Below are 25,118 nucleotides of genomic sequence, written 5' to 3'. Positions count from 1 at the left end.
TGTTACCTCGCTCACTCCGGCACGTCAACCCTTCATCAAGTGCGATGTTTGACGCGGGTCTTCGGCAGTCGCAACAATGACGGCATGAACCTGTCAGACAGCTGGGCCTCCAGGCGACCCGTCGCCTCGCGGGTGAGTGCTGCCGAGGCGGTTCTCGCCGACCTCCGTGCCGCAATAACCTCCGGCGAACTGGCAGTCGGAGAGCGTCTCCCGTCCGAGGCGTCCCTGGCCGAAAGACACGGGGTCAGTCGATCGGTCATCCGTGAAGCCCTGCGCTCGTGCCATGCCCTCGGGCTCACCGAGACGAAATCCGGGCTCGGCACCTTCGTCGTCAGCGATTCGATAGCGCGAGACCTCGACTTCGGCAGCTACGCGGCCAACGAGTTGGTCGAAGCGCGGCCGCATGTTGAAATTCCGGCCGCAGGGTGGGCTGCCCAACGGCACACAGCGGAGGAACTGGCAGCCCTCCGCGGACTGGTCCAGCAGATGCGTGACGAGGACGATCCGCTCGTATGGGTTGCACTCGACGCCCAATTTCACGGACTGATTGCAAAAGCCAGTAGGAATCGGGTCTTCGAGTCGGTAATCGTCGATATCCGTGAAGCGCTGACAAGGCAATCCGAGACACTCAATCTTGTTGCCGGTCGCCAGGAAAAGTCGAACGAGGAACACGAACGAATAGTCGAAGGAATTGCATCCGGGAGTTACGACCACGCCTCCAGGGCGATGGCCGAACACCTGGACGCCGTCAGGATGACGCTCGAAACACTTGTCCAAGAAAGTGATTCGTTGTGATGGCGCGGCCGCGCAAGTCTGTCCTCGCCTGCGCAATCTTCGCGGCATCGGTGACCGGAGCGTTGGCTGGCTGCAGTTCGTCCGACACCCCGCTGACGCCGACAACCGCGGCGTCAGCACCAACAACGGCAGCTGTATCGATTACGGGCGTAAAGCCGCCATCGACGCCGGAATCCGAACGGGCACTCTTCGATGCGGTGGACCGCAATGATCCGGCAGCGATCACCGCGGCCCTGGCTTCGGGCGCGAACATCGAAGCTCGCGGCGAGGGCGAACGGACTCCACTCGTCGAGGCCACCAAGAACGACGCTGTCGCTGCGGCTTCTACGTTGATTCTTGCCGGAGCAGACGTGAACGCGAAGGATTCCATGCAGGATTCGGCCTTCCTGTATTCCGGAGCCGAGGGTTTGAACGAGATTCTGGCGCTCACGCTCGCCCACGGCGCGGACGTCGACAGCGTGAACCGTTACGGCGGTACGGCGCTGATTCCCGCGAGTGAACACGCGCATGTCGAGAGCGTCCGGATGCTGATCGCTGCCGGGGTTCCGGTCAATCACGTCAACGATCCCGGGTGGACGGCGCTACTCGAAGCCGTTGTGTACGGCGATGGTTCGGCGCGCTATATCGACGTGATCACTCAGCTTCTCGACGCGGGGGCAGATCCCTCGATCCGGGATGCATCGGGGAAGACCGCGTTGGACAATGCCGAAAGTCGTGGTCAGTCAGACGTTGTGGAGCTGCTTCAATCGCGGAGCTGACGCCAACGAGTCGGGCTCAGCCCGTAGGCCTGTCGAAAGCGTCGGCTGAAGTGTCCGGCGTCGACAAACCCCGCCCGGTGCGCAACGGTCGCGATCGGCAGGTCGACGGTAGCGGGTCGAGCCAGTTCGTCCCGAGCCTTCTGCAGGCGCTGGGTGATGATCCACTGTTCGAGCCGGAATTCGTTGTCCGAGCAGATCTTGTACAGCTGTCGCAGTGAGATGTTGTGGGCGTGAGCAATTCGTGCGGGATTCAGTGTCGGATCGTGAAGGTGTTCACGGATGTATCGACGGATCGAAGTCATGGCAAGGGCCGATCTCGGAGCGGATGCGTCAGGATTCGCATGTGCGATCGAAGCGACCAAAGCACGTGCGAGTTCGATCGAGGCCTCGCCCAATTGTTCGGCGGCAGGATCGGTCTCCAACAGAGCGGCGCTGCGGAACAATTCACGAACGTGCGCGATCATCACGGGGTACAGATTGCTGTGATGAGGCCGGGTAGCTGCGTCCCGCACGGTGTCGATCGGCAGTCCCAGCCGATCCATCGGAACGTAGAGGCACTGGGAAGCGCCCGTTCCCGGCCAGGAGAAATCGTAGGTCGACGTCAGGTCCGTCATCAACAGCTCACCGGCGGGCACTCTGCGTTGTTCGTCGTGCTGATCTAGATGGCCGATCCCGATCTCCTGCAGGGCAATCGCAAGGACGGGCATCGACGCGGACCGGACGTGACGTGGTGTTCGGGTCAACCGCATACCGGTCGACTCGGAGCGGAACAGTGATGCTGCACCGAGGTTCCACACGTTCATTCTCGCGCTCACCCGTTCCGGGTTCTCCAAGTGGATTGCACACGGGACCGAGGCACGACCCATCGCGTCGACAAAGGCGTCCGCGCGTTGGTCAGGCTCCAACACGGAAGTATCCAGGAGCAAAGCCATGCAGCCCTGATACCCCGCGATGCGGACGCTCAACCAGAAGTTCTGCAGTGTGAGCTCAAAAGTCTGCACGGACAGTCACGTCCGTCGCAGCAGGTATTTCTAGGATCGAAACGGGCGTGTCCCGGCCTACCGCAGTTTCTCGCTTTTCGACGAGAGTGAAGGAAACGCATGAAGATCTCACGTGTATTCACCGCAGTTCTGGCGTTACTCATGACAGTCGCGGCTGGAGTGATCTTCGGCTCCGGCGCTGCGGTGGCGAGCCCCAAGCCAACCGTCGTTCTCGTCCACGGCGCTTTTGCCGACGCGACCAGTTGGGACGGCGTTGCCGCCGACCTACGTTCGCGTGGCTATCGCGTCGTGGCGCCGGACAATCCTCTACGCGGGCCCGCTTACGACGCGTCCGTGATCGAGAAGACGGTTGCGGACATCGACGGACCTGTCGTGCTCGTCGGACACTCGTACGGCGGCGCGGTGATCACCAATGTTCACGACCCGAAGGTGCAGTCGTTGGTGTACATCGCGGCGTTTGCTCCGGTTCAGGGTGAGCCGGTGCAGATCACGATCGATCCCATCAGGTTTCCTGGCAGCCAATTGCTTCCTCCGGCTCTTGGATTGAAGATCGTCGACGATCCTCACGCGATCGGCGGGAAGAACGTCGACGGCTACGTCACGGACGAGTATTTCCATTCCGTCTTCGCTCAGGATGTTTCCGACGAGACAGCGGCAACGATGTTGGCGCATCAGAAGTCTGCGGCTTTGTGGGCGAACCTCGAGCTCGGCGGGCCACCGTCGTGGGCGAACACACCGAGCTGGTATCTGGTTGCCGGTGAGGATCGCGTGATCCCAGCATCGGCGCAGCGGTTCATGGCAAACCGGATGGGCGCGAACACCAGCGAACTCCCGACCTCGCACGCATCGCTGGTTTCCCGGCCAGGGGCAGTGGCAGACGTGATCGTGGCGGCCGCTCACGGGTGAGTGTGCGACCGCCACGAAAGTAGAACAGGGTCAGGCGGAAACGATTACCGAGGAGCCGTGTCCGAACAGACCTTGGTTGGCGGTGATACCGATGCGGGCGCCTTCGACCTGACGGCCTTCGGCCTGTCCACGAAGCTGCCAAGTGAGCTCGCACACCTGCGCAAGTGCCTGTGCGGGAACGGCTTCGCCGAAGCACGCGAGACCGCCGGACGGATTGACCGGGATGCGGCCTCCAATACTGGTGTCACCCGCACGCAGGAGGTGCTCGGCCTCGCCCCGCTTGCAGAGGGCAAGGTCTTCGATCCAGTCCAGTTCCACGGAGGTAGCGAGGTCGTAGACTTCGGCGACGTCGACGTCCTCGGGAGAGATCCCGGCCTCTTCGTATGCGGCGTAGCCGATGGATTCCTTGAACGTGCGCTCCGGAGCGGGAACGGCGGAGCTGGAATCGGTGGAGAAGTTCGGCATGTCCATGATCGTCTGGGGGAACGTCGGCGTGACCGTCGAAATAGCCTTGATGCGAACAGGTTCCGCGATGCCCATCTTGCGGGCGTATTCCATCGACGTCAGCAAGATTGCGGCGCCGCCGTCGGACGTCGCGCAGATGTCGAGCAGGTGAAGGGGATTGGACACCACGGGGGAGGCCAACACGTTCTCGACGGTGACTTCCTTGCGGTAGCGCGCATTCGGATTATTGAGTCCGTGCTTGGCGTTCTTGACCTTCACGTTGGCGAAGTCCTCCGCGGTGGCGCCGTAGAGGTCGATGCGACGACGCGCGTTGAGCGCGAAGTACGCCGGGTTGGTCATACCCATGAGGCGGAAGCGCAGCCAGTCCGGGTCGTCCCAACGCTCACCGGCGACGGGAGCGAGGAAGCCCTTCGGCGTGGTGTCGGCGCCGACGACCAGGGCAACTTCGCTGAGGCCGGCCAGGATTCGTGCGCGAGCGGTGTCGAGTGCCTGGGCTCCCGTCGCACACGCGGCGTACGACGTGGCGACGCGAGCGCCGTTCCAGCCGAGTGCCTGGGCGAAGGTGGCTCCGGCGACGTATCCGCCGTACCCGTTGCGGACGGTCTCGCCGCCGACGATGAAGTCGACATCCTGCCAATTCACACCCGAATCGGCGAGCGCGGCGCGAGCGGCCGCAACGCCGTATTTCACGAACGACTGCCCCCACTTGCCCCAGGGGTGCATACCGACACCGAGTACTGCGACGTCCTTGCTCATGACTGCAACTCCTGATCGGCGGCGACAGGCTTCCAGCGCCACGTCGTACGTACTCCGGTTTCGTCCGTGTACAGCGGCTCGACAACCAATTCGACGGTATTGCCGACCTTGAGATCGTCGACGCCGAATCCGTCGGCCACCTGGCCGAGGATGACGATGCCCTCGGGCAGTTCGACTGCTGCGAGAGCAAAAGGCTCGTACGGATCCGAGCGCGGGATGTACGGCGGCGGGGGCTGGTACTGCGCGTCGGTGTACGACCAGACAGTGCCGCGGCGGGAGAGTTCCACGTCGTCGAACTCCTCGCTGAAGCAGCTCGGGTTCTTGCAGAACGTCGCCTCACGAGGGAAGGAAATGGTGCCGCAGGATTGGCACTTCGTGCCGATCAGAGCAGGTTCGTCGCCGGTGGTGAACCAACCCTCTACTGCAGGCGTCACACTCCCGTTCGGCGCCGGCGTTGCAGTCTCGCTCATGCAATCCTCATCTGGTTGGCGAGCCTGATCCGGGGGGATCGTGGGCCCGCTGTGCCGCTTACTGGAACAGGTTGCAGTATTACACGATTTCGGCCGCTGACGGGCAAAAATTTTCGCTGAGTGGGACGCTGCCGGAACGCAGACGGCCCCGCCGGGCAGACGAGTCTGCAGGCGGGGCCGTGTGCGTGAAAGTAGCTGTTTACCTGTAGCGGATCAGCGAGCGCGAACGGGTCGACCGAATCGACGCGTCGGTTTCACCCGGGCCGCAGCGTCGAGGATGGAGGTGATCTCGACCTGATCCAGAACCTTTTCGCGGACACGGTCGTGCGCAGCGCCGCGTTCCAGTTCCGCCTTGTCGATGGCATGCCAGCCCTCGCGGTCGACGACGTCGGACTGTCGCGCCCGGACCAGACGATCGACTGCGGAGTCGTCGGCGACCGGGTTGGTCAGGCGTCCGTCGTTGAAGTCGTCGACGAGCATCCTGATCGTTTCCTGCGCGCAGGACTTGTTGGTGCCGATGAACCCACTCGGTCCGCGCTTGATCCAACCGGTCGCGTAGACCCCGGTGGCGGGATCACCGTTCGGAGCTTCGAGGACTCGGCCGTTCTCGTTCGGAATGACCGACGCACGCTCGTCGAACGGGACGCCGGGGATGGGCACTCCGCGGTAGCCGATCGAGGTGAGGACCAAGCCGGTATCGATGGTCTCAGTATCGCCGGTTGCTTCGATCTGCACGGTTCCGTTTGCGTCGACAAGAGCGTTGCGAGCGAACTCGATTCCGCTGACCTGATCGTCGCCGGTGATCGAGGTCGGCGTGAGCAGGTAGCGCAACGTGATGCGCTTGTTGCCGACGTCGACGTGATCGCGGTTCTTCAGGGCTTCGAGGAGACGCAACTTCTGCTCGACGGCATGCGGGAGTTCGCCGCGTTTTGCCAGTTCTTCGGTGGCCGAGTCGAGAACCATGTCGTCGGGTCCGACAGAGAGTTCGATGTCCGGCAGTGCCATCAGGCCGGTGAACTCGGGGACCGTGAACGCGGACTGCGCGATTCCGCGTCGACCCACGATGACAACTTCTTCGACGCGACTCTTCCGTAGAGCGGCGAGTGCGTGAGCGGAGATGTCGGTACCGGCCAACTTCTCGGGATCGGCCGTCAGAATGCGAGCGACGTCGAGCGCGACATTTCCGTTTCCGATGATGACCGCGCGGCGATGTGAGAGGTCGAAGACGTCGTCGGCGTGATCGGGGTGGCCGTTGTACCAGGCTACGAAGTCGGTGGCCGAGGCCGTGCCAGGCAGATCAGCGCCCGGAATGCCGAGACCACGGTCGGACGAAGCGCCGACTGCGTAGAGCACCGCATGGTGATTTTCGAGCAGTTCGCTGTGCGAGATGTGCATGCCGATCTCGACGTTGAGGTAGAACTCGAAACCCTTTTGTGCGGCGATCTTGTCGAACAAGCGAGTGACCTGCTTGGTCTTCTGATGGTCCGGAGCAACGCCGGCGCGAACCAAGCCGTAAGGCACAGGAAGGCGATCGAAGACGTTGACCTGCACGTCAGGCTGAGTCAGCAACTCGTCCGCGGCGTACATCGCCGACGGTCCGGAACCGACGATCGCAACGCGCAACGGCGGTCGGCCCTTGTCGACGTGGGCTGCCGGGATGACCTTGGCGAGAAGCGGCCTGGGTCGCTCTTCCTTGTAGAAGTCCGCATTGATGGACAGGAAGACTCGCTGCGGGTCGGTCAGCTTCGACTCGGGGACGATGGCGTCGACCGGGCAGGCCGAGACGCATGCGCCACAGTCGACGCAGGCCTGCGGATCGATGTGCAGCATCTCGGCGGTGAGGAAGTCCGGCTCGTCCGGCGTCGGATGGATGCAGTTGACCGGGCAGGCGTAGACGCACGAGGCGTCGCTGCAACAGGACTGCGTGACTACGTGTGGCATGGCGCTATGAGTCCGATCTCGACTGTCCGGGAGCTACGCGGCGGCGTTGTGCGAGCTGCGGTGAGGTTCGCTACGGAAGCGTGATGCGCGGCCGTCCATCTTGCAGGCCTTCCACACCAGGCGCGAGGCACGGTTCATCAGGCCGGTGTCGGTGGCCAGCATGCGGACGTCACCGAAGTAGTTGCGCAGGGTCTGGCGCGACTCGGGCAGATCCCAGAACAGGTCCTTCTTCACGGACTTCGGGATGTCGAACTGCTTCCAGAAGGACTTCGGCGGGATGACGATGGCGTCACAGAGAATGCGCATGACGATCGGGAACAGCAGCGAGAGGACAAACCGGTTCGGGCGTGACATCAGCGGGATGCGACGGCTCAGAAGCTTGTGCGCGAACGAGATATGACGCGCTTCCTCGGCTACGTGGATGGCCATGACCGACTGCATGATCGGGTGGATCTGGCCGCCGGCGCGCAGGATGCTCTTCTGAATGTGGTCGATCGGCTCTTCACCGGCGAGGACACCGACGAAGAACAGTTCGGGGAACGGACCCGCAGCGAGGGGGATGAAGGGTGCAAGCATCTTCATCGGACGGCTCATGCCGGGAGCGTCGGCACCGATGCGGTTGACCATCTCCTGGAACATCATCGTGTGGTTGCACTCTTCGACCGACTCGTGCGTGCAGTAGCGCGCCTCGGCCGAATCGTTGGGCAGTGAGAAGACGTACTGCATCATGCCGCGGATCAGAATGTTCTCGAACTGGAGACCGACCTTCGCGACATTGGCCTGGCGCCACATGCCGATTTCGATCTGCCTGGCCTCGGACTGCGACTGGTACCACGGGTGTGCGCCCAGCGGGTCAGTCTCGGCCGGGAGGATCCAGCGGCGATCGTTCGGGACGACGGCAAACTCGGGGGAGTCCCAGTCGATGTCGAGGTACGGGTCGAAGTGCTTGTGCACCGAGCCCTCGGACAGGAGTCGAAGCGTCTCGTTGTACGAGTCGTCGGATGCTTCTCCGCGCTTGTCGAGCGGCGATGTGAGCGTCATGGCGTCTCCTCTTCGTTTCGGTCACCGCTGGTATTTCTCGCGGTGTTCGGTGGAATCGAGGGCCGGTTGTGTGATCGCTGGCACTCGGTCTGGATTTAATGTAACCCGAGGTATCAGGAAAAGCTAGTGGCAGATACTCCTGAATCCCGACGAATTCTTGACACGGCCGAAACGGCGCCATAACTTACTTTTGAGTAATTTCCGCGGTGCGTCCGAAGTGGGCTGTTCAGGGACGGGTTCGCACCGAATCGCACGCGAAGATCGAACCGAGGCCGACGTGATCAGATCGATTCTCAGCAATCTTGCATTGAGTCCGCCGACGCGTCTGCGCTCCCTTGTTCCGTCACGCGGCGTCACGCTCTCCGACAAGACGATCGTTCTGACAGGAGCTTCCTCGGGGATAGGTGAGGCGACAGCTCATCTCTTGGCTCGTCGGGGAGCCGAGATGATCCTGGTCGCGCGCGGTGAGGAAAACCTCGAACACGTACGGGACGAGATTCACCGCAGGGGAGGATGGGCACACATCGTGCCTGCGGACCTCTCCCGCGGTGAAGCCGTCGACGAACTCGCGGAGACGATCGCGGATCGATTCGGGTCGGTCGATATCCTCGTCAACAATGCGGGTCGCTCGATCCGGCGTACCGCGTTGGATTCGGTCGACCGATTCCATGACTACGAGCGCACCATGGCGCTGAACTACTTCGGGCCGACAAGACTGACGTTGCGGCTACTGCCCGCGATGCTCGAGGCGAAGTCCGGACACATCATCAACGTCGGAACCTGGGGAGTCACTGCGGGCGTGATGCCCAGGTTCAGCGCCTATCACGCGTCGAAGTCTGCTCTCAGTGCATTCGGCCGAAGCCTCGGCGCGGAATGTCACGGCACCGGTGTCGATGTCACCACAGTGCAATTCCCACTCATACGAACACCGATGATCGCGCCGACGGCGGATTACGTGAGCCAGCCGGCGCTGACGGCCGATCAAGCTGCATCGTGGATCTTGAGGGCGATCAATACGCGTCCCGTCGAGCTGTATCCGCGGTACGCGGGGCTGTTACGAGCGATTGACGTTGTATCCCCTTCTGCCACTGACGCTCTCGTGCGAAGGGCCGGGATCTGAGGGGCTGGGATTTGAGGGGTTGGGATCTGACCAGAAACGTGCACCAGCACCGGGGCATGGTTCGTCCCCGGTGCTGATGTATTCGATTGTCGCGGTTCAGGCTGCTGTGGGTGGGCTGTTCCCGCCGATCGGCTGTTGATACGGATCGATCGACATGGGTGGATAGAACACCGTCTTCCGATCCGGGCCGATCTCGACACGCCACTCGGTGTGGTGCATCGTCCGGTGGTGATGACCGCACAACAGAACCAGGTTGTCGAGATCTGTTGGGCCACCATCGTTCCAGTGAACAATATGATGGGCATCGCACCACCCCGACGGAGTCCCGCACCCCGGAAACGCGCACCCGCCATCCCGGACGGCCAGTGCTCGCCTTTGCGGAACCGTCGCTGTTCTCGCTTCCTTGCCGCAGTCGAGCGGAACCCCGTTCTCATCCAACAAAATTCGCGTCACGGTGCAGTCGCACGCCAACATCCGCGCGGTATCGATACTGATGGGGCCCACCCAATCCGTCCACGCGAAACCCAGTTCCTGAGTCGACGGCAAGAGGTCTTTCAACGCTTGCAGGTCCGTCATGTCTTTCGCCGACGCAGTCACCGTGATGTGCGGTTTCACCCCGCCCTCGATCGGACCCAACCCCGCCCGCTCGTACCGCCGCAACAATTCGCAGAACCCGTCCGCCCGTCGTAATGCCGGCGTACGGGTGTCCTTCACGCCGTCCTTCTCCGGCGTCGGCGCAGACAGGCTCGACAACAACGTGATCAACCGGGCCCCGTTGATCGCATCCAGATCCCCCTTCACAGTGACCCGCCCGTACAAGCCTTTCGAGGCGTAGAACTCGTTACGTTCGGAATCCTCGCCGACCGGGATGCCGTCCTCGCGCTTGCCGTACTGCTTCTCGATTCGGCGGATCGCTGCCCGCACTGCATCGCAATCCGCAATGTTCTTCGACGCCAACGACAACAAAATCCCGCGAGCCTTGTCCACATCCGCCAGGGTCATGTTCTTCGGCGGATGCTGACAAAACGACGCCACCTGCCGCGCCTTCAACGCATCCACGTCACCGCGATGAAACGCATCCGCGACAACAGGTTCGAGCATCAACAACCGCGCCAACCCGACCAGCAGACTGCACTCACCGATCTCCAGATTCGTCGAACCATGCAACCACTGCGCGATCGCCCGAAAACCCTTCCCGCCGAGAACTTCCCGGGAAAACATCTCCACGATCAACAACACCATCCGCGACTGCAACTCGTGCCGGGCGCGCACCAGATCGAGAACCTCGCTCTTGAGGCCCTCACCATCCAGTTGCCACGCATCCCGACTGTCCATGCCGAAAGCATAATCGAACAAAGTTTCGAACACAAGAGAATGTGGATCGAAAATTGCTGCTATCAAATCGATTTCGACATTTCGGACAGTCGGCTATAGGCGGGTCGCCGACGTAGTCCACGTGCGCCGACGAGTGCGAGCGCCACCATCAACCCGGAGCGCAACAGCATCACGTCGGAATTGTCTGAGCCCCAGCACATTGTGTAATCGGCGTCGATCATGTTGCCGCCTGTCCCCGGCAAGCGCATGGGTCCAGCCGAGCACCAGGCCCAGGAGTGTCATCGCCAGCGTGATGGGAACGAAGACCACCAGGACCCGCAAGAAATGCCCTCGAACAAGGCTGGTGGATTCGCGAAGATCGACGAGTAGTGGAAGCGCCGGACACGACGGACACCGATTTATTACTCATCGGTCTGGTGTCGAGTGCGCATCTGCAGTCCCGAGCCAAAACCAATCTTCAGCGCTTCCGGCGGCCGAACAATACGCCGACAGCCGAGATCATGATCAGCGCCACAAGAACGACGACGATGTACGACCTGTCCGCGGCCGGTGCCACCGTTTCGCTTTCTTTGGTCACTGCATCAGTGAATGTACAGCTTATGCCTGGAGGGAACCATCCCCAGAAGTCTGTAATTCCTGCCGCTACCCTCTCCGCCCGGTCGGGAAGGAGATAATTGAATCGTGATGGGATTCCATAGTGATCAATGCACCAGCTGGGCTGATGTTGGAGGCGCAAAGAAAATGCGTCCAACAAATAGACCAAGGTTAGTGCGATCAGCGATATTGCTAAAGACGCTTGGCTTGCTCGTAATAATCGAATCTTCACGACTCGCCCGCAACAGTCACGTCATCATGGGGTGACGATGGTATTGGTTGCTGCGATCCACCGAATCCAGCCGTGCTCAAAATTGACCTGTCGACTTTGGGAGTCGCCGAGCTCTCCTGACATCGGTAGTTCAAATCGACCATCCTCGCAGCCCTGCCTCCCATAGTCAGCAAAGATGGCACCGTGGACACTTTCTCCGTGCCGAGAAACAATCGATCGTGAGATCGGGGAAGTGGTTACTGCTAGTCCGCGACAAACAGCTCGCTATTCTCATCGAATGGATCAGGCAGTGTCGAACTCGCAGGCAACGAGAAGGTCCGGTGCTCTTCGTTGGGTTGTTTTGGTAAACGCACTTATCGCAGCGTCGGCGTCGGCGATGTATGTCGCAGCGAAATGCCATCTCGCCTGGCCCGAACCTGCGGATAGTGCACTCTCGATCGCCGGTGCGGTCGTTCTCTGGGTCCTCACGGCGAGTGTTGCAATCGTGCTGCTCGGAGTGTGCTGGTGGCAGCGACGCCGATGGTTGTGGTCCGATGTCGCTGTTCCGGTTCTCGTGGTGATCGCACTCGGGATCGCGGCCGCGGGGCAGCCACATTTCGATCAGTATCGGGCAGACTTCGAAACCGTTGCACAGCAACTACTTCAAGAACCTGACGATCCCTATTCCGATGGGTATCATCGTGATCTACGAATCGGCAGATTCGATATCTCCTATGCCAACGTCAGCAGTGAAGGTCACGTCTATTTCTATGACGCACGAGATGGATTGGACATCTTGGACAATCCCGGCTGGGTGTACGCACCCGATGGTGTGTCCGACAAGACCTTCAATCAGCTCCGGCTGGAAGACATCGGGGGCGGATGGTACCGATTCCCTCATCTTGTCGTTGACAGCTATTGAAACTCAAACCACCAGACCCTCCGCTCGAAGTCTCGGGCGAATGTGGTGACGCCGACCAGCATTCCTGAGGCGAAGGGAAGTAGGAGTACGAAAAGCGTCGTGAAGGTCAAGGCGGTGGCGGCGCGGCAACCGCCACCCCCCGTCGTACCAGCGCGAGCAGATGTCCCCGAAGTCCCAACTCTCGCCCCAACGCTGAACGAACCAGCCCGAAAGTGCGGCTGTCAGGATCAGTAGGAATATCGTCGCCAGTGACCATGCGATCTACCCTCGGCATTGCCGCCAGGTCGCACACATCATCGGCGAATACAGCTCGGTGAAGTGCGGATGCGTCTCATGATGAAACAATATTGTTCGTCTGATGATCCGCACGGATTCCGAAAGCCGATACCCCGGACTTGCTCCGAGGTATCGGCCTGAGGTCAGAGGCAGAAGAAACTGAGCGAACTGATTGCCGCGTTCTGCTCGAGTTGGCCGGCATCTCCGACGTTGCCGGCGGCGACTGACAGATCTTGAAGGGAGAGAATAGCGTCCATTGTCATTTCCTTTGTTGATCGGCGTTCTTGCCGATGGATTTGATCGATCGAGTTTGCTTGCGGTGTTGATTTAATTCCAGGTTTTTCGCCTGGTACTTCTGTGCTCCAATCTGCCGTGGGTGATAACTTCCGAACAATTAGGCGATGTGGCAGTTCGACGCGCACATCAGTGGAAACGACTGTCGGGCAGTTGCCGATCGGGTATATCGGAGCAACGCCAGTATTCCTGCAGATCCGGTTGCCCAGTCTGTCGAGAGTCTCAGGTTCTGTTCACCTGGAAAGTGCAGGCCTCCTGCGTGATTGAGGCTGTGCAAGCCCAGAAGCTGAAACTGCTGTGCAAGCGTCTGTTCACAATCGGCGCCGGCGTATGGAGTCTTGGAGAGTTCGCTGAGAAACAGAATCAGCCCGGCTCGCCCGTTGAGTAGTCCGGCTTGGGCAGTGAATTCGACTGTGGCGGCGCGGGATATCGCACGCACCGCAGCTGCGTAACGCGGTTCGTCGACATGGCGCAGAAGTTGTAGAAGTACCAGGCCCACACCGGCAGACCCGGATCCGAGATACGGCATCGTCCGGCGCTCCTCTCTCAGCTGCATCGACCCGTCAGGGCACATCGACATCACAGACAGATCGATGTCGACGAGCTGGCGTGCGTGTTCCAGCGATCGAGGATCACCACTCAGTTCGTAGTGGCGAGTCCAGAACAGTGCTTGTCCGCTCGGTCCCCGCATCAGCCCACCTCGGCCGGCCACTGCCCAAGGTGTTCCGCCGGCGTCGCGGACATGCAAGCGAGCAGCTGAAATTCGTTCGCGCAGAGTCTCGGTCACGACAGCGAGAGTTGACGATGCCGCCGGACATGACTCCGATTCCTCGAGTAGAAGGCACCCGATTCCGGAAAGGCCGCTGAAAAGGCTGGAGTCGTGCTCGTCGAGTGGAGCTTTGCACAAAGTCTCTACCGACCTGTCGGCAGTCGAATGTCGCCCTAGTTGCCGAAAGGTATACACCGCACCCGCGAGCCCGTCGAAGAAGCCGAACTTTGGTTGAGTATCCGAATCAACCTGATGTTCAGTCCATTCCAGAACTGACTCCAAGGTGTCTGCGGGAAGATCATCGGCGAGCAGGTTTCCGCACGAGCCGTGAGCAATGCCGTAGCCGTTCACCTCGAACTGGGCGATGTCACCGGGAAAGAGTCGATCAGGGCGGGCGAGATCAAGCGAGGCGAGGATGCCGCAGCGCAATAGAGCGGCCGTGCGTTGCAAGGTTTCGTTCGACGACGTGTCCCAACGATGCGGGCGATTCTCCGGTTCCGGCGGGAGTACGTCGAGCATCGAATAGAGCGAAGCACCGAAGGCACGAGGAAGATCGAAGCGAGACACCGCATAGTCGATGAGTTCGGGAATCTTGTTGCAATCGAGAGGGAACAATGTAGTAAGTGGGACAAAGAGTCCCAGCTCGATGCATCCCAACGAGTATCGATCCGCCGCGATTCCTGTCAACTGTCGAGGTGCTGTGTATCCGGGGGCTCCGGTGGACCGGGGCGGATGCTCGTCGATGTTGTGGGCCATCTCGAAGTCGATGATCCGAATACCGGACGGTGAGCACATGACGTTGCCAGGGTGAAGATCGGCATGAACGATTCCGGCGTTGTGGAAGCTCTCGACTGCGGTAGTCAACTGTTGTGCAATGTCGAGTGCCCAGGTTCTGTATTCCGTTCGGGAACTGAGTGTCTGGTCGGCGCGTATCAGTGGGTGGCGGAGCGCAACTTCCTGATTCAGTGGAGTGCCGGCAGCGCGCTCGGTGACAAGGAAGTGGTGTCCCTCGCGCTCGAACAAGCTGATGGCAGAAGGTGTGTACGGGTTGTCGGCAAGGTGAGTCAACTTGTCGTACTCGTTACGGATGCGGTCGATTGCGTACCGGCCGTTTGCGTCCGGGGCGGTAAAGGGACGGCCTTCTTTGATGACCAGATCGATGCCGGCGTCGTCGAATGCGGAGTAGATCCCCCCGCTGTTGCTGAAGTGCAGGGCTTCATTGATCGAATAGGGGAATTCGTCATGTGATTTCAGCTTGTCTTGCTGCGCGCGAACGAAGTCCGGGATTTGTACCCAGTCCGGAGTTCTGAAGGAAGTGCCGCGCACATCGGGTTCGAGCGATCCGTCAGGACGCCGAATTGCGGGGACGCGATCGCCGAATGAATCGTAGGTCTGCATGGGCAGATACGCGCCGTACCGTAAGTAGAGCGGTCCCCGGTTCCATCGCACATCGCTGAGGATGTACGGCCCGTCGGCACCGGTGACAAGCTTGTCCAGTTCGGTGATGACACGTTGTGTGGCAACACCATCCGCCGGATAGATCGTGATGAATTTTCCGCTGGAAGTTCGATTGGCCTGCTTGCTGTTGGACAACATGAGGTCTGCTGCCGTCCGAAGAAATTTGAACGGCACATGATTGTGACCGCAATACACGGAAACGGTATCGAGCAGCTCCCGCGCGTTGGCTTGGGTAGCGGAGCAGTGAATCTTCCATCCTTGTTCTGGCAGCAGACCGTCGGGCGGTTGGAAGTAGTTCCACGGTCCACTTTGGGGACCGCGCCGCCAGAGCGACCAATCCACCGACTTCGCGGGGATAAAGTGCTGGTCAGTTGATGTATCTGGTCGGGTGACCGTTCTGATTCGGTCGTAGAAATGCGGGTCGGCACGCGTGAAGGCAACGTATCGCAGGTCCACGCCAAACCTCCCAGTCAGTCCCCCTGCGGTTGTCATCGATTGGTGCCACGCCCCGAATCCCCTGTGGCTTGGATTGCTTGTGGCGGAAGGTTATCCGATTCCGGACATTTCGGGCGAAGATTGAAAACCTATCATTCGAAAGTACTAATGAATGGCGTGGGCCAGGCGAGGTCACTGATCGCCCAGCTTTTAGTCGGCCGCATTTGTTTCGAGTTCGGAGGCCCCCTCTTGACGAGAGGATCAAGTCGGTGGTACTCCTTTAGCGAGCGCTAAGTCAGGGTGCTCCCTCGATCTCGGTCCGGTACCCGGCGCCACGAAACTCGGGTGCCGGACCGCCCCAGCAATGCACGTCCTCGAAGGGAACGAAGATGACCAAGGCAGTGATCGTCGATGTAGTCCGGATCGCGTCCGGCAAGGGAAAGCCGGGCGGAGCACTGTCCGGGACGCACCCTGTCGAACTGATGGCCCACGTTCTGCGTTCCATCACCTCGCGAAACGGCCTCGACCCCGCCCTGGTGGACGACGTGATCGGCGGTTGCGTCGGCCAGGCCGGTGAGCAGGCGCTCAACATCACCCGCAGCGCGGTCCTGTCGGCAGGGTTCCCCGAGTCGGTACCCGCCACCACGATTGATCGCCAGTGCGGATCAAGTCAGCAAGCTGCGCACTTTGCGGCGCAGGGCGTGATCGCCGGGGCCTACGACATCGTGATCGCGGCAGGCGTCGAATCCATGAGTCGTGTCCCGATGGGTACCACGACGATGGGGAAGGACGCTTCCGGTCCGGGCGTCGCGACTCGCTACCCCGAAGGCCTGGTCAACCAGGGAATCTCTGCAGAATTGATCGCCGCCAAGTGGAAGCTTGACCGCGACGCTCTCGACGCATTCTCCGCGCAGTCCCACCAGCGGGCAGCAGAGGCAGCGGCGAAGGGGCTCTTCGACAAGGAGATTCTGCCGATCTCGGTGACCAACGCCGCCGGTGAGACCGTCTCGCATATCGTCGACGAGACGGTTCGCGCGTCTACTACCGCCGAGGGACTCGCCGGTTTGAAGCCGTCGTTCTACTCGGAGAAGTACGCGCAGCGCTTCCGCGAGGCGCAGTGGTCGATCACTCCCGGTAACTCGTCGCCGCTCACCGACGGCGCGTCCGCAGCACTGATCATGAGCGAAGAAATGGCGTCGAAGCTGGGGCTGACGCCGCGAGCTCGTTTCCATTCCTTCTCCGTTGCGGGCGATGACCCGATCTTCATGCTCACCGCACCCATCCCAGCCACCCACAAGGTGCTCGCTCGCGCGGGTCTGAGCATCGACGACATCGACACCTACGAGGTCAACGAAGCCTTCGCTCCCGTTCCACTCGCCTGGGCTCACGAGTTCGGCGCCGACCCGGCAAAGCTCAACCCGTGGGGCGGCGCGATTGCACTCGGCCATGCCCTGGGGTCCTCGGGTACTCGTCTGCTGACCACGATGGTCAACCACCTCGAGGCCACCGGCGGACGCTACGGATTGCAGACCATGTGCGAGGGCGCCGGCATGGCCAACGCCACCATCATCGAACGCATCTGAAACACATAACCTTTCGAAAGGAACTCTCATGATCGTCAACGACAGCGTCGCCGTCGTCACCGGTGGAGCATCCGGCCTCGGCCTGGCTACGACCAAAGCCCTTCTTGCCGACGGTGCCAGCGTCGTCATTATCGACCTTCCGTCGTCCAACGGTGAAGCCATCGCCAAGGAACTTGGCGACCGGGTCCGCTTCGCGGCTGCAGACGTCACCGACGAGGCTGCGGTCACCGCGGCACTCGACGTGGCCGAGTCCCTCGGACCCCTGCGCGTGGCAGTCAACTGCGCCGGAATCGGCAACGCAGTCAAGACGGTCAGCAAGAAGGGCGCTTTCCCGCTCGACGCGTTCAAGAAGGTCATCGACGTCAATCTGATCGGCACCTTCAACGTCCTTCGTCTTGCTGCGGAACGTATTTCGAAGACCGAGCCGATCGACGGTGAACGCGGCGTCATCATCAACACCGCTTCGGTCGCAGCGTATGACGGCCAGATCGGGCAGGCTGCGTACTCCGCGTCGAAGGGCGGCGTCGTCGGTATGACGCTTCCCATCGCCCGTGACCTCGCGTCGCTGCTGATCCGCGTCAACACCATTGCACCCGGCTTGTTCAAGACCCCGTTGCTGGCTGGACTGCCCGAAGCAGCCCAGGCGTCGTTGGGTCAGCAGGTGCCTCACCCCTCTCGCCTGGGTGATCCCAGCGAGTACGGCGCGCTTGCTGCGCACATCGTTTCCAACCCCATGCTCAATGGTGAGACGATCCGCCTCGACGGTGCAATCCGTATGGCACCGCGGTAATTTCGGCTATCACATGACTGGCGAGGTGGAGTCGGTGAGCTCGGTGGCAGTGGACTGGAGGTCCTTCCCGCCGCTGGTGATGACCGACATCCTGATGGCTTCGCTCGAGCTTTTCGACGAGAATGGTTACCACGGCACGACGGTGCGCCAGATTGCCAATCGTGTCGGGGTAACCGTTCCCGCGCTCTACTATCACCACGCGAACAAAGAGGCAATTCTCGTCGCTTTGTTCGAGGTCTCGATGAGTGAGCTGAATACCAGAACCGAAGCGGCAGAAGCGGAGGCCGGCGAAAATCCGGTACGACGCTTCGCCTTGGTGGTGGAGGCGATAGTTCTCTATATGACCCACCGGTCGCGGCATGCTGCGTTGGACACCGAGATCCGGCATGTCTCACCGGAAAGCCGAAGTCGATACGCCGCCAGTCGTAAGCGGCTCGAGTTGCTGATGCGCAGGATCGTCGACGACGGTGTGGCATCGGGAGATTTCGCGGTCACCGATACCGAAGAGACCGTCCGGGCAATACTCGGTATGGCGCAGTCACTGCCGCGTTGGTTCCAGACCGGCGGTCCGATGTCGCCGTCGCAATTGGCGCAGAAGTACGTCGACATCGCTTTTCGCACGGTCGGTTATCGTCCGTAAAGTGCATTGCTCGTTAAATGAAGGTGGGCAACAGAGTGAAAACCTGTTGCCCACCTTCAGTATTCATACTTCGGCATTCACTCCGTGTCAGAGGCGAGTGACTTCGAGTCCGCCCTCGTGGTAGTCGGCGCGAAGGCGTTTCTTGTCGAACTTGCCGACGCTCGTCTTCGGAACTTCCTGAACCACAGCCCAGTTCTCGGGGAGCTGCCACTTGGCTACCTTGTCCGAAAGATATTGCTGGAGTTCGGACATCGTGGTCTCGGATCCGGCGCGCAGAACAACCGCGACCAACGGGCGCTCGTCCCACTTCTCGTCCGGCACGCCGATGACGGCAGCTTCGGTGACGTCAGGGTGACCCATGACGGCGTTCTCGAGGTCGACCGAGGAGATCCATTCGCCGCCGGACTTGATGATGTCCTTGGAGCGGTCGGACAGGCTCAGGAAGCCGTCGGCCGTGATGGATCCGACGTCACCGGTCTTGAGCCAGCCGTCGTTGAACTTGTCTTCCGCATCGACGCCGTAGTACGACCCGGTGATCCAGGGGCCGCGCACTTCGAGCTCGCCGACGGAAACGCCGTCGTGTGCAACAACTTTGCCGTCATCGTCGATGAGACGTGCCTCGACGGATGCCGGGAAGCGGCCCTGAGAGTAGCGGTACTTCCACATCGCGTCGCCGGTGACACCGGCCGGCGGGCGGGCGACGGATCCGAGTGGGGAGGTTTCGGTCATGCCCCAGGCGTGCAGGACGGAGACGTTGTGGTCGGCTTCGAATGCGTGCATGAGGGCCGGCGGTACCGCGGACCCACCGATCAGAACCTCGCGCATCGAGGAGATGTCCTGCGGGTTCTGCTCGAGGTAGAGGTGCAGGCCCTGCCAGATGGTGGGGACGGCTGCGGCGAACGTCGGCTTCTCGCTGGCGATGATCGCAGCCAACGGGGCAGGCTGGAGGAAGCGGTCGGGCATGATCAGCGAAGCACCGATCATGAATGCGGCGTAGGGAAGTCCCCACGACATGGCGTGGAACTGAGGCACCACGGCGAGTGCACGATCGCCCTGCGCGAGGTTGGGGCCGTCGCTCATGCAGACCTGCATGGAGTGCAGGTAGATCGAACGGTGGGAGTAGACGACGCCCTTGGGGTCACCCGTGGTGCCGGACGTGTAACACATTGCGGCAGCGCTCAGTTCGTCGACCTCGGGCCAGTCGAACTCGGTGGGCTGATCGGCGATCAAGCCCTCGTAGGTGTGAACCTGCACTCCCTCGGGAGCTTCGAGTCCTGCAGTGGAGGAGCCGGTGACGACGATGTGTTTGACGGTGGTCAGCGACGGAAGCTGCGGAGAGAGAAGCGGAATCAGGGACGGGTCGACGATGATCACGCGGTCCTCGGCGTGATTGGCGACATGGATCAACTGCTCGGGGAACAGACGAATGTTCAGGGTGTGGAGCACAGCGCCCATCGAGGGGATCGCCAGGTACGCCTCGAGGTGCTCGGAGTTGTTCCACATGAACGTGGCGACTCGCTCGTCGCCCTCGACGCCGAGCCCGCGCAGGGCGTGCGCGAGCTGAGCACAGCGCTTGCCGACGTCAGCGTAGGACACACGGCGCGGGCCGGACTCGGTCCACGTGACAACCTCGGAGGCGCCGTGAACGGAGGCACCGTGGCGGAGAAGTTGAGCAATGGAGAGGGGGGCGTCTTGCATGGTGCTCAGCATGGGCTGCTCCTGTGTGGTGTGTGAGACCGGTGCTTTTGCCCACGGGTCGTCACAAACGATGTGCTGTGGCTGCCAGATTAGTCACAGCCCCGAAGTGCTCGCTAGTGACCCACTGCACTGGCGAAGAACCACGCTATGAGTAGCGCTCCCGGATCGACTACTCCGCGAGCGGCTTCGCCCACATAACTTGCACGTCCGCGGTTCGCGAGCATGGTTTCGGTCGACTCCGCCCCGGCCGCTGCGGCTTCCGCTGCGCTCGCCAGCGCAGCATCTCGATCGGCTTCCGAGCTCACGGATTGCTCCAACGACTCGACCGCCGGAACTATCGCGTCGACCATCGTCTTGTCGCCGACGCGTGCGCCGCCGAGCGAGGTGATGTTGTCGAGTCCCGCTCGCGCTGCAGCCGCGATCGCGCCGAGGTCGAGTTCGGAGTCCGCCGAGTCTGCGGCAACGCGGAAGAAATGCCGGAACCAGATGCCGAACAATGCGCCGGAGGTGCCACCGGCGTGGCCGAGGTACGCCTGTGAGACTGCATCGAATATCGTTGCGGTGGAGTACGTGTCACGGATCGCCGAGATGTCGAGTTGATCCAGTGCGGCCACCATGTTGGTCCCGAAATCGCCGTCGCCCGCTCGTCGGTCGAGATCGGTCAGTGCCGGTTCCTGATCCAGTACCTTCTCGGCCCAGTCCGCAATCCAGCTTCCGACGAAGCTGCTTTCGGCGGTGCGTGAGGTGTCGGGTGTGAATGTGGGACCGAAAGATTCGCGCGTGCCCATGCCGGTGTACTCACGCGCTATAGCATTCGGCCAGGCGGGCGCTTTTGTTGGTGCGTCCCATAATTCGAGGATTTCTTTGTCTGTGCGAACAAGGGTGATGGACGCGCCTGCCATGTTCAATGCAGTGACGAAGGTTCCGATCAGTGTCCGCTCGATGTGAATTCCCTGTTCGTCCAGATAATCTCCGAGTTCGGCGAACAGAAGTTGCAACTCCAGCGGGTGGGTGGCGCCGAGACCGTTGACGACGGCGATGACGCGGTCGCCTTCGGCGAGACTCAGGGACTTGATGATCGGGTCCGTCAGCCGCCGCACCAATTCCGGTGCGGGCAGGGCGTCCACGCGTTCTGTGCCGCGTTCGCCGTGGATGCCGATACCGAGTTCCATCTGACCCGCCGGCAAGTCGAACGACGGCTCGTCAGCCCCCGGCAAAGTGCATGGGCGAAGGGCGACGGCCATGCTCCGAGCGGAGTGCGCGACGTGTTGTCCGATCCGGGTCACCTCGGCCAGGTCGTCGCCGCGGGCGGCGGATGCGCCGCAGACCTTCTCCACCACGATGGTTGCCGCAGTACCGCGTCGCCCCGGGCCACTGCCGTCTGCGCGTTCGGTCGCGACGTCGTCGTCGACCAGGACGACGTCCGTATCGATCTTGTCCTCGCGTAGCAACTCTCGGGCGATACCGAAGTTCATCACGTCGCCGGTGTAGTTCTTCACGATGTGAAGGACGCCGCCGCCGGCGTCGGCAGCCTTGGATCCCTCGTGGATCTGAAGTGCATTGGGTGAGCTGAAGACCAATCCGGGGCAGACGGCTGTGAGCATTCCTTCGCCGATGAATCCGGCGTGCATGGGTTCGTGGCCTGAACCGCCGCCGGAGACGAGCGCGACCCGTCCACGGGGAAGTGGCCTTGCGCGTGTGAGGTACCCAGGGTCGGGATTCCACGCGATGTCGTCGGTGGATGCGATCAACCCACGGAGTGCGTCGGGAACAAATGTCTTTGCGCTGCGCATGAACATCACTTCAGAGTAGGTCTAACGTCGACTTCGGGCACGGATCACGATCGACGAGAGGTGGACGGCGTGAAATTGGGGTTGGTACTTGCCGGTGGCGGCGTTGCGGGAATCGCCTGGGAAACAGGTTTTCTGTTGGGCCTTCAGGACAAATCACCGGACACTGCCGCTGCGCTGCTGACGGCGGACGTGTTGATCGGCACTTCCGCAGGTTCCACGGTGAGCGCTCAGATAGCGAGCGGCGTGACACTGCAAGAGCTTTTCGACGCACAAACAGCGGAGGCCACCGGGGAGCTCGACCCGAAGGTCGATGTCGAGGTACTCGGTCAGATGTTCGTCGACGCGATCGCAGGATCGCAGGACCGGGCCGAGCAGCTCCGTTTGCTCGGCGAAGCAGCGATGAGAGCCGATACCGTCGAACCTGCCGTGCGTCGCGCGGTCATCGAGGCGAGGCTGCCCAATCGGTTGTGGCCCGACCGGGAGTTGCGCATCCCGGCGATCAACGCACAGACCGGTGACTTGAGGGTGTTCGGCAACGCTGACGGCGTAGAACTGATCGACGCAGTCGGAGCAAGTTGCGCCGTACCAGGGGTGTGGCCGGTAGTCGTGATCGAGGGCGAGCGGTACATGGACGGCGGAATGGCGAGTGGCTCGAATGTTCATCTGGCTGCCGACTGCGATGTGGTCGTGGTTCTTTCACCCGCAGCCGACCCCGCCCCGAATCTTCTGGGCGGCAGTCTACGAGAGGAAATCGACGTGATGACGCCCTTGCCCGTGCTGCCTGTCTTCGCCGACGACGCCGTCGTCGAAGCGATCGGAACGAACTCGCTTTCACCGACAACCAGGCGCCCCGCAGCCGAACTCGGCCGCGACCAGGGCCGTCGAACCGCCGACGAGATCGCCGCGTTTCTGGTGACGGCATGAGCGCCGCACGGATTGCCGTCGTCGTGCGCCCGGAGCAATCTCCGGAAGATCTGGTTCGACATGCCAGGTATGCAGACGAAGTCGGTATCGACGAGGTCTGGTTGTGGGAAGACTGCTTCTTCGGCGGAGGAATAGCCACTGCTGCAACTGTATTGGCTGAGACCGATCGCGTGGGTGTGGCGATCGGTGTGCTGCCGACCCCGATGCGCAACACCGCGATCACGGCGATGGAGATTTCAGCGCTGGCCAGAGTTCATCCGGATCGACTACGGGTTGGCTTCGGTCACGGCGTTCAGAGTTGGATGCGGCAGATCGGGGCCAAAGCCGAATCGCCGTTGACCCTCCTGCGGGCGCAGTTCGGAGCAGTCGAGCGGCTACTGGGCGGTGAGTCGGTGACGGTGTCCGGTCGATACGTGAATCTCACGGACGTCACGCTGGCGTGGCCACCGGAGACGGTGCCGCAGTTGCTCGTCGGCGCCACGGGGCCAAAGACTTTGGCGCTCAGTGGCGAGTTGGCGCAGGGCACCGTGCTCTCGGGTGGGACGACCCCGGACGGCGTGCGTCGGGCGATCGCTCACATCGGGGCGTCGGATCACGAGGTCGTCGTCTACGTCATCTGTGCTTTCGGTTCCGGCGGTCGTGAGCGCGCCCTTGCCGAGGCCGCAGCGTCCGGTAGCGAGTCGCCGGAGGATGCGATTGCCGTGGGCAACGCGGCCGAAGTCGCGGCAGCAGCACGGCGATGGGTTGCAGCAGGTGCAACCACCGTGGTACTCCAACCGACTGTTGACGAGCCGGATGTCCGCGAGTTCATTCGCTTTGTCGCGCAGGAGGTTCAACCCCTGGTGGCGTAGTTCAGAAGGTTACTCTGGACAGAACCGCGTCGATGTCGGCAGTGCTCACGTCGCGATGCGTCACGAACCGAACCTTCCCGGCAACGGTGACCGCGCCGACATCGACACCGGCGAGCTGAGCAACGGTGACCGACGGATCAGCTGTCGCGGCCAGAACGATGTTGGTGGCAGGTTCGTCGACGGCCCAACCGCGTTCACGAAGCCCCGACGCGAGGCGCTGCGCGTTGTCGTGATCGTCGGAGAGGCGAGCTTGTGAGCGCAACGCGACGATGCCGGCTGCGGCCAGCACTCCGCCCTGACGAACGCCGCCGCCGAGCATCTTGCGGATCCTTCGGGCTTCGGTGATCAATTCGGGTGATGCGGCGAGTATCGAGCCGACCGGCGCACCGAGTCCCTTACTCAGGCACACCTGTACGGTATCGGCGCCGGAAGTCAATTCGGTGGGCGAAACATCGAGTGCAACAGCGGCATTCCAGAGACGGGCGCCGTCGAGGTGAATCTTCAAGCCGCGTGATCGCGCTGCGTCGACCAGCTTCGTCCATTCGGTCGGATTCATGACGGCACCGCCGGCGAAGTTATGAGTGTTCTCGAGACAGAGCAGCGTGGTGTTCAACGCGAAGTACGGGCCGGGGGAGCCCGCCGCCTTCACAACAGTCTCGGGGGTGGGACGTCCGGGTCCGCCGTCGTGCGGCAACGCCATCGGCATTCCCTGGGCGAGCCAGGCAGCGGTGCCCAATTCGGAGCCCAAGACGTGAGAGTGTTCCGGTGCCAGGAACTGATCGCCGCGGTGAAGGTGCAGCATCAGCGCAATCAGGTTGCCCATCGATCCGCTCGGCACCCACAGTGCCGCCGGTAAACCCAGAGTGTGCGCCACCTCTTCCTCGAGCGCCGCCATGGTCGGGTCGTGATCGAGGACGTCGTCACCGACCTCGGCGTCGGCCATCGCCTTCCGCATCTCCGCATCAGGCTTGGTGACGGTGTCCGAGCGTAGGTCGATGTACGACGAAGTCATGGCTCATTCGATCAAGCCGCGTGTTCCGGCGTCAAACCGCGGTATTTCCAGGACGGCTCTTCCGGCCTGATAAATCGATATCGCTGAGGATGCCTTCCGTGTGATGATGAGCGTCGGCAATAGCCGGTGACGAGAACAAGAAGTGGAAGGGGACAGGCATGCGCGACTGGAAGCAAGCGTTGCACCTGCGCGGGCACTCACCCCGCGGTATTTCCCATCCCGCATTCGGGGAACAGAGCGGCGCTGGATATATGCCGTTCCCCATTTCTTGCATTTGCTC

At 61.7% G+C, this 25,118-nt stretch carries 20 protein-coding genes; 10 read left to right on the top strand and 10 right to left on the bottom strand.

Going from position 1 to position 25,118, the window contains the following annotated elements; translation table 11 throughout:
* The first annotated feature begins 84 nt into the window (after positions 1 to 84).
* A complete protein-coding gene (locus ACBG85_RS26970) occupies positions 85 to 795 on the top strand; it encodes a FadR/GntR family transcriptional regulator (RefSeq protein WP_372025497.1) in 711 nt (236 codons plus the stop codon).
* Positions 795 to 1,553: an ankyrin repeat domain-containing protein gene (locus tag ACBG85_RS26965; protein WP_372025495.1), complete on the top strand. Its 759-nt coding sequence runs from the start codon at positions 795 to 797 to the stop codon at positions 1,551 to 1,553. Before ACBG85_RS26970 ends, ACBG85_RS26965 begins: the two co-directional genes overlap by 1 nt.
* On the opposite strand, the gene ACBG85_RS26960 is transcribed toward ACBG85_RS26965, so the two are convergent.
* Positions 1,538 to 2,554, bottom strand: coding sequence for a helix-turn-helix domain-containing protein (locus tag ACBG85_RS26960; RefSeq protein WP_372025494.1), 1,017 nt, complete (start codon positions 2,552 to 2,554; stop codon positions 1,538 to 1,540). The genes ACBG85_RS26965 and ACBG85_RS26960 overlap by 16 nt on opposite strands.
* A 99-nt stretch (positions 2,555 to 2,653) precedes the next feature.
* On the opposite strand from ACBG85_RS26960, the gene ACBG85_RS26955 reads away from it, so the two are divergent.
* Positions 2,654 to 3,460 carry an alpha/beta fold hydrolase gene (locus ACBG85_RS26955; RefSeq protein ID WP_064075045.1) on the top strand — a complete coding sequence of 269 codons (807 nt, stop codon included), beginning with the start codon at positions 2,654 to 2,656 and terminating at the stop codon, positions 3,458 to 3,460.
* Between the two features lie 30 nt (positions 3,461 to 3,490).
* Here the strand turns inward: ACBG85_RS26955 and ACBG85_RS26950 are convergent, their stop codons facing one another.
* The 4 genes from ACBG85_RS26950 to ACBG85_RS26935 form a co-directional block, all read right to left on the bottom strand.
* Positions 3,491 to 4,681 carry a lipid-transfer protein gene (locus tag ACBG85_RS26950; protein WP_020909545.1) on the bottom strand — a complete coding sequence of 397 codons (1,191 nt, stop codon included), beginning with the start codon at positions 4,679 to 4,681 and terminating at the stop codon, positions 3,491 to 3,493.
* Positions 4,678 to 5,151 (bottom strand): Zn-ribbon domain-containing OB-fold protein, encoded by a 474-nt coding sequence (locus tag ACBG85_RS26945; RefSeq protein ID WP_007730419.1) that lies wholly within the window; start codon positions 5,149 to 5,151, stop codon positions 4,678 to 4,680. Before ACBG85_RS26945 ends, ACBG85_RS26950 begins: the two co-directional genes overlap by 4 nt.
* 213 nt (positions 5,152 to 5,364) lie before the next feature.
* Positions 5,365 to 7,092 (bottom strand): FAD-dependent oxidoreductase, encoded by a 1,728-nt coding sequence (locus ACBG85_RS26940; RefSeq protein WP_372025492.1) that lies wholly within the window; start codon positions 7,090 to 7,092, stop codon positions 5,365 to 5,367.
* A gap of 33 nt (positions 7,093 to 7,125) precedes the next feature.
* Positions 7,126 to 8,133, bottom strand: a complete 1,008-nt coding sequence (locus ACBG85_RS26935) for a diiron oxygenase (RefSeq protein WP_003943163.1) — start codon at positions 8,131 to 8,133, stop codon at positions 7,126 to 7,128.
* A 277-nt stretch (positions 8,134 to 8,410) separates the two neighbouring features.
* Here ACBG85_RS26935 and ACBG85_RS26930 point away from each other — a divergent pair, with 277 nt between their 5' ends.
* The gene (locus tag ACBG85_RS26930) at positions 8,411 to 9,253 is read left to right on the top strand and encodes an SDR family oxidoreductase (protein ID WP_073512519.1); all 843 of its coding nucleotides are present in this window, start codon (positions 8,411 to 8,413) and stop codon (positions 9,251 to 9,253) included.
* Positions 9,254 to 9,349: 96 nt separating this feature from the next.
* Here ACBG85_RS26930 and ACBG85_RS26925 read toward each other — a convergent pair whose 3' ends face one another.
* Positions 9,350 to 10,588: a DUF222 domain-containing protein gene (locus ACBG85_RS26925; protein WP_372025490.1), complete on the bottom strand. Its 1,239-nt coding sequence runs from the start codon at positions 10,586 to 10,588 to the stop codon at positions 9,350 to 9,352.
* A 1,103-nt stretch (positions 10,589 to 11,691) separates the two neighbouring features.
* Here ACBG85_RS26925 and ACBG85_RS26920 point away from each other — a divergent pair.
* Positions 11,692 to 12,315: a hypothetical protein gene (locus tag ACBG85_RS26920; protein ID WP_064443584.1), complete on the top strand. Its 624-nt coding sequence runs from the start codon at positions 11,692 to 11,694 to the stop codon at positions 12,313 to 12,315.
* 670 nt (positions 12,316 to 12,985) lie between these two features.
* Here ACBG85_RS26920 and lanKC read toward each other — a convergent pair.
* A complete protein-coding gene (gene lanKC, locus ACBG85_RS26915; protein ID WP_372025488.1) occupies positions 12,986 to 15,568 on the bottom strand; it encodes a class III lanthionine synthetase LanKC in 2,583 nt (860 codons plus the stop codon).
* A gap of 368 nt (positions 15,569 to 15,936) precedes the next feature.
* Here lanKC and ACBG85_RS26910 point away from each other — a divergent pair, with 368 nt between their 5' ends.
* From ACBG85_RS26910 to ACBG85_RS26900, 3 genes are read left to right on the top strand one after another with little or no spacing between them, the layout of a single operon-like run.
* The gene (locus tag ACBG85_RS26910; RefSeq protein ID WP_372025487.1) at positions 15,937 to 17,130 is read left to right on the top strand and encodes an acetyl-CoA C-acyltransferase; all 1,194 of its coding nucleotides are present in this window, start codon (positions 15,937 to 15,939) and stop codon (positions 17,128 to 17,130) included.
* Positions 17,131 to 17,158: 28 nt separating this feature from the next.
* Positions 17,159 to 17,920: a 3-hydroxyacyl-CoA dehydrogenase gene (locus tag ACBG85_RS26905; protein WP_003942978.1), complete on the top strand. Its 762-nt coding sequence runs from the start codon at positions 17,159 to 17,161 to the stop codon at positions 17,918 to 17,920.
* 13 nt (positions 17,921 to 17,933) lie between these two features.
* Entirely contained in the window at positions 17,934 to 18,560 is a 627-nt protein-coding gene (locus ACBG85_RS26900) for a TetR/AcrR family transcriptional regulator (RefSeq protein ID WP_050656998.1), read from the top strand.
* Between the two features lie 87 nt (positions 18,561 to 18,647).
* Here the strand turns inward: ACBG85_RS26900 and ACBG85_RS26895 are convergent, their stop codons facing one another.
* The gene (locus tag ACBG85_RS26895; RefSeq protein WP_003943212.1) at positions 18,648 to 20,270 is read right to left on the bottom strand and encodes a long-chain fatty acid--CoA ligase; all 1,623 of its coding nucleotides are present in this window, start codon (positions 20,268 to 20,270) and stop codon (positions 18,648 to 18,650) included.
* Positions 20,271 to 20,371: 101 nt separating this feature from the next.
* Positions 20,372 to 22,057, bottom strand: a complete 1,686-nt coding sequence (locus ACBG85_RS26890) for a dihydroxyacetone kinase family protein (RefSeq protein WP_039973156.1) — start codon at positions 22,055 to 22,057, stop codon at positions 20,372 to 20,374.
* Between the two features lie 54 nt (positions 22,058 to 22,111).
* Here ACBG85_RS26890 and ACBG85_RS26885 point away from each other — a divergent pair, with 54 nt between their 5' ends.
* Both ACBG85_RS26885 and ACBG85_RS26880 read left to right on the top strand, forming a co-directional pair.
* Positions 22,112 to 22,975, top strand: a complete 864-nt coding sequence (locus tag ACBG85_RS26885) for a patatin-like phospholipase family protein (RefSeq protein WP_372025484.1) — start codon at positions 22,112 to 22,114, stop codon at positions 22,973 to 22,975.
* Positions 22,972 to 23,826 carry an LLM class flavin-dependent oxidoreductase gene (locus ACBG85_RS26880; RefSeq protein WP_372025482.1) on the top strand — a complete coding sequence of 285 codons (855 nt, stop codon included), beginning with the start codon at positions 22,972 to 22,974 and terminating at the stop codon, positions 23,824 to 23,826. The genes ACBG85_RS26885 and ACBG85_RS26880 overlap by 4 nt, the downstream gene beginning before the upstream one ends.
* 1 nt (position 23,827) lies before the next feature.
* Here ACBG85_RS26880 and ACBG85_RS26875 read toward each other — a convergent pair whose 3' ends face one another.
* Entirely contained in the window at positions 23,828 to 24,838 is a 1,011-nt protein-coding gene (locus ACBG85_RS26875) for a low specificity L-threonine aldolase (protein WP_058038371.1), read from the bottom strand.
* Positions 24,839 to 25,118 lie beyond the last annotated feature (280 nt).

Source organism: Rhodococcus sp. NyZ502 (genome assembly GCF_041464245.1).
In the GTDB taxonomy this organism is placed as follows: Bacteria; Actinomycetota; Actinomycetes; order Mycobacteriales; family Mycobacteriaceae; genus Rhodococcus_F; species Rhodococcus_F qingshengii.
Note: the sequence above shows the minus strand (reverse complement) of the source record. Positions and strands in the feature narration are given on the sequence as shown.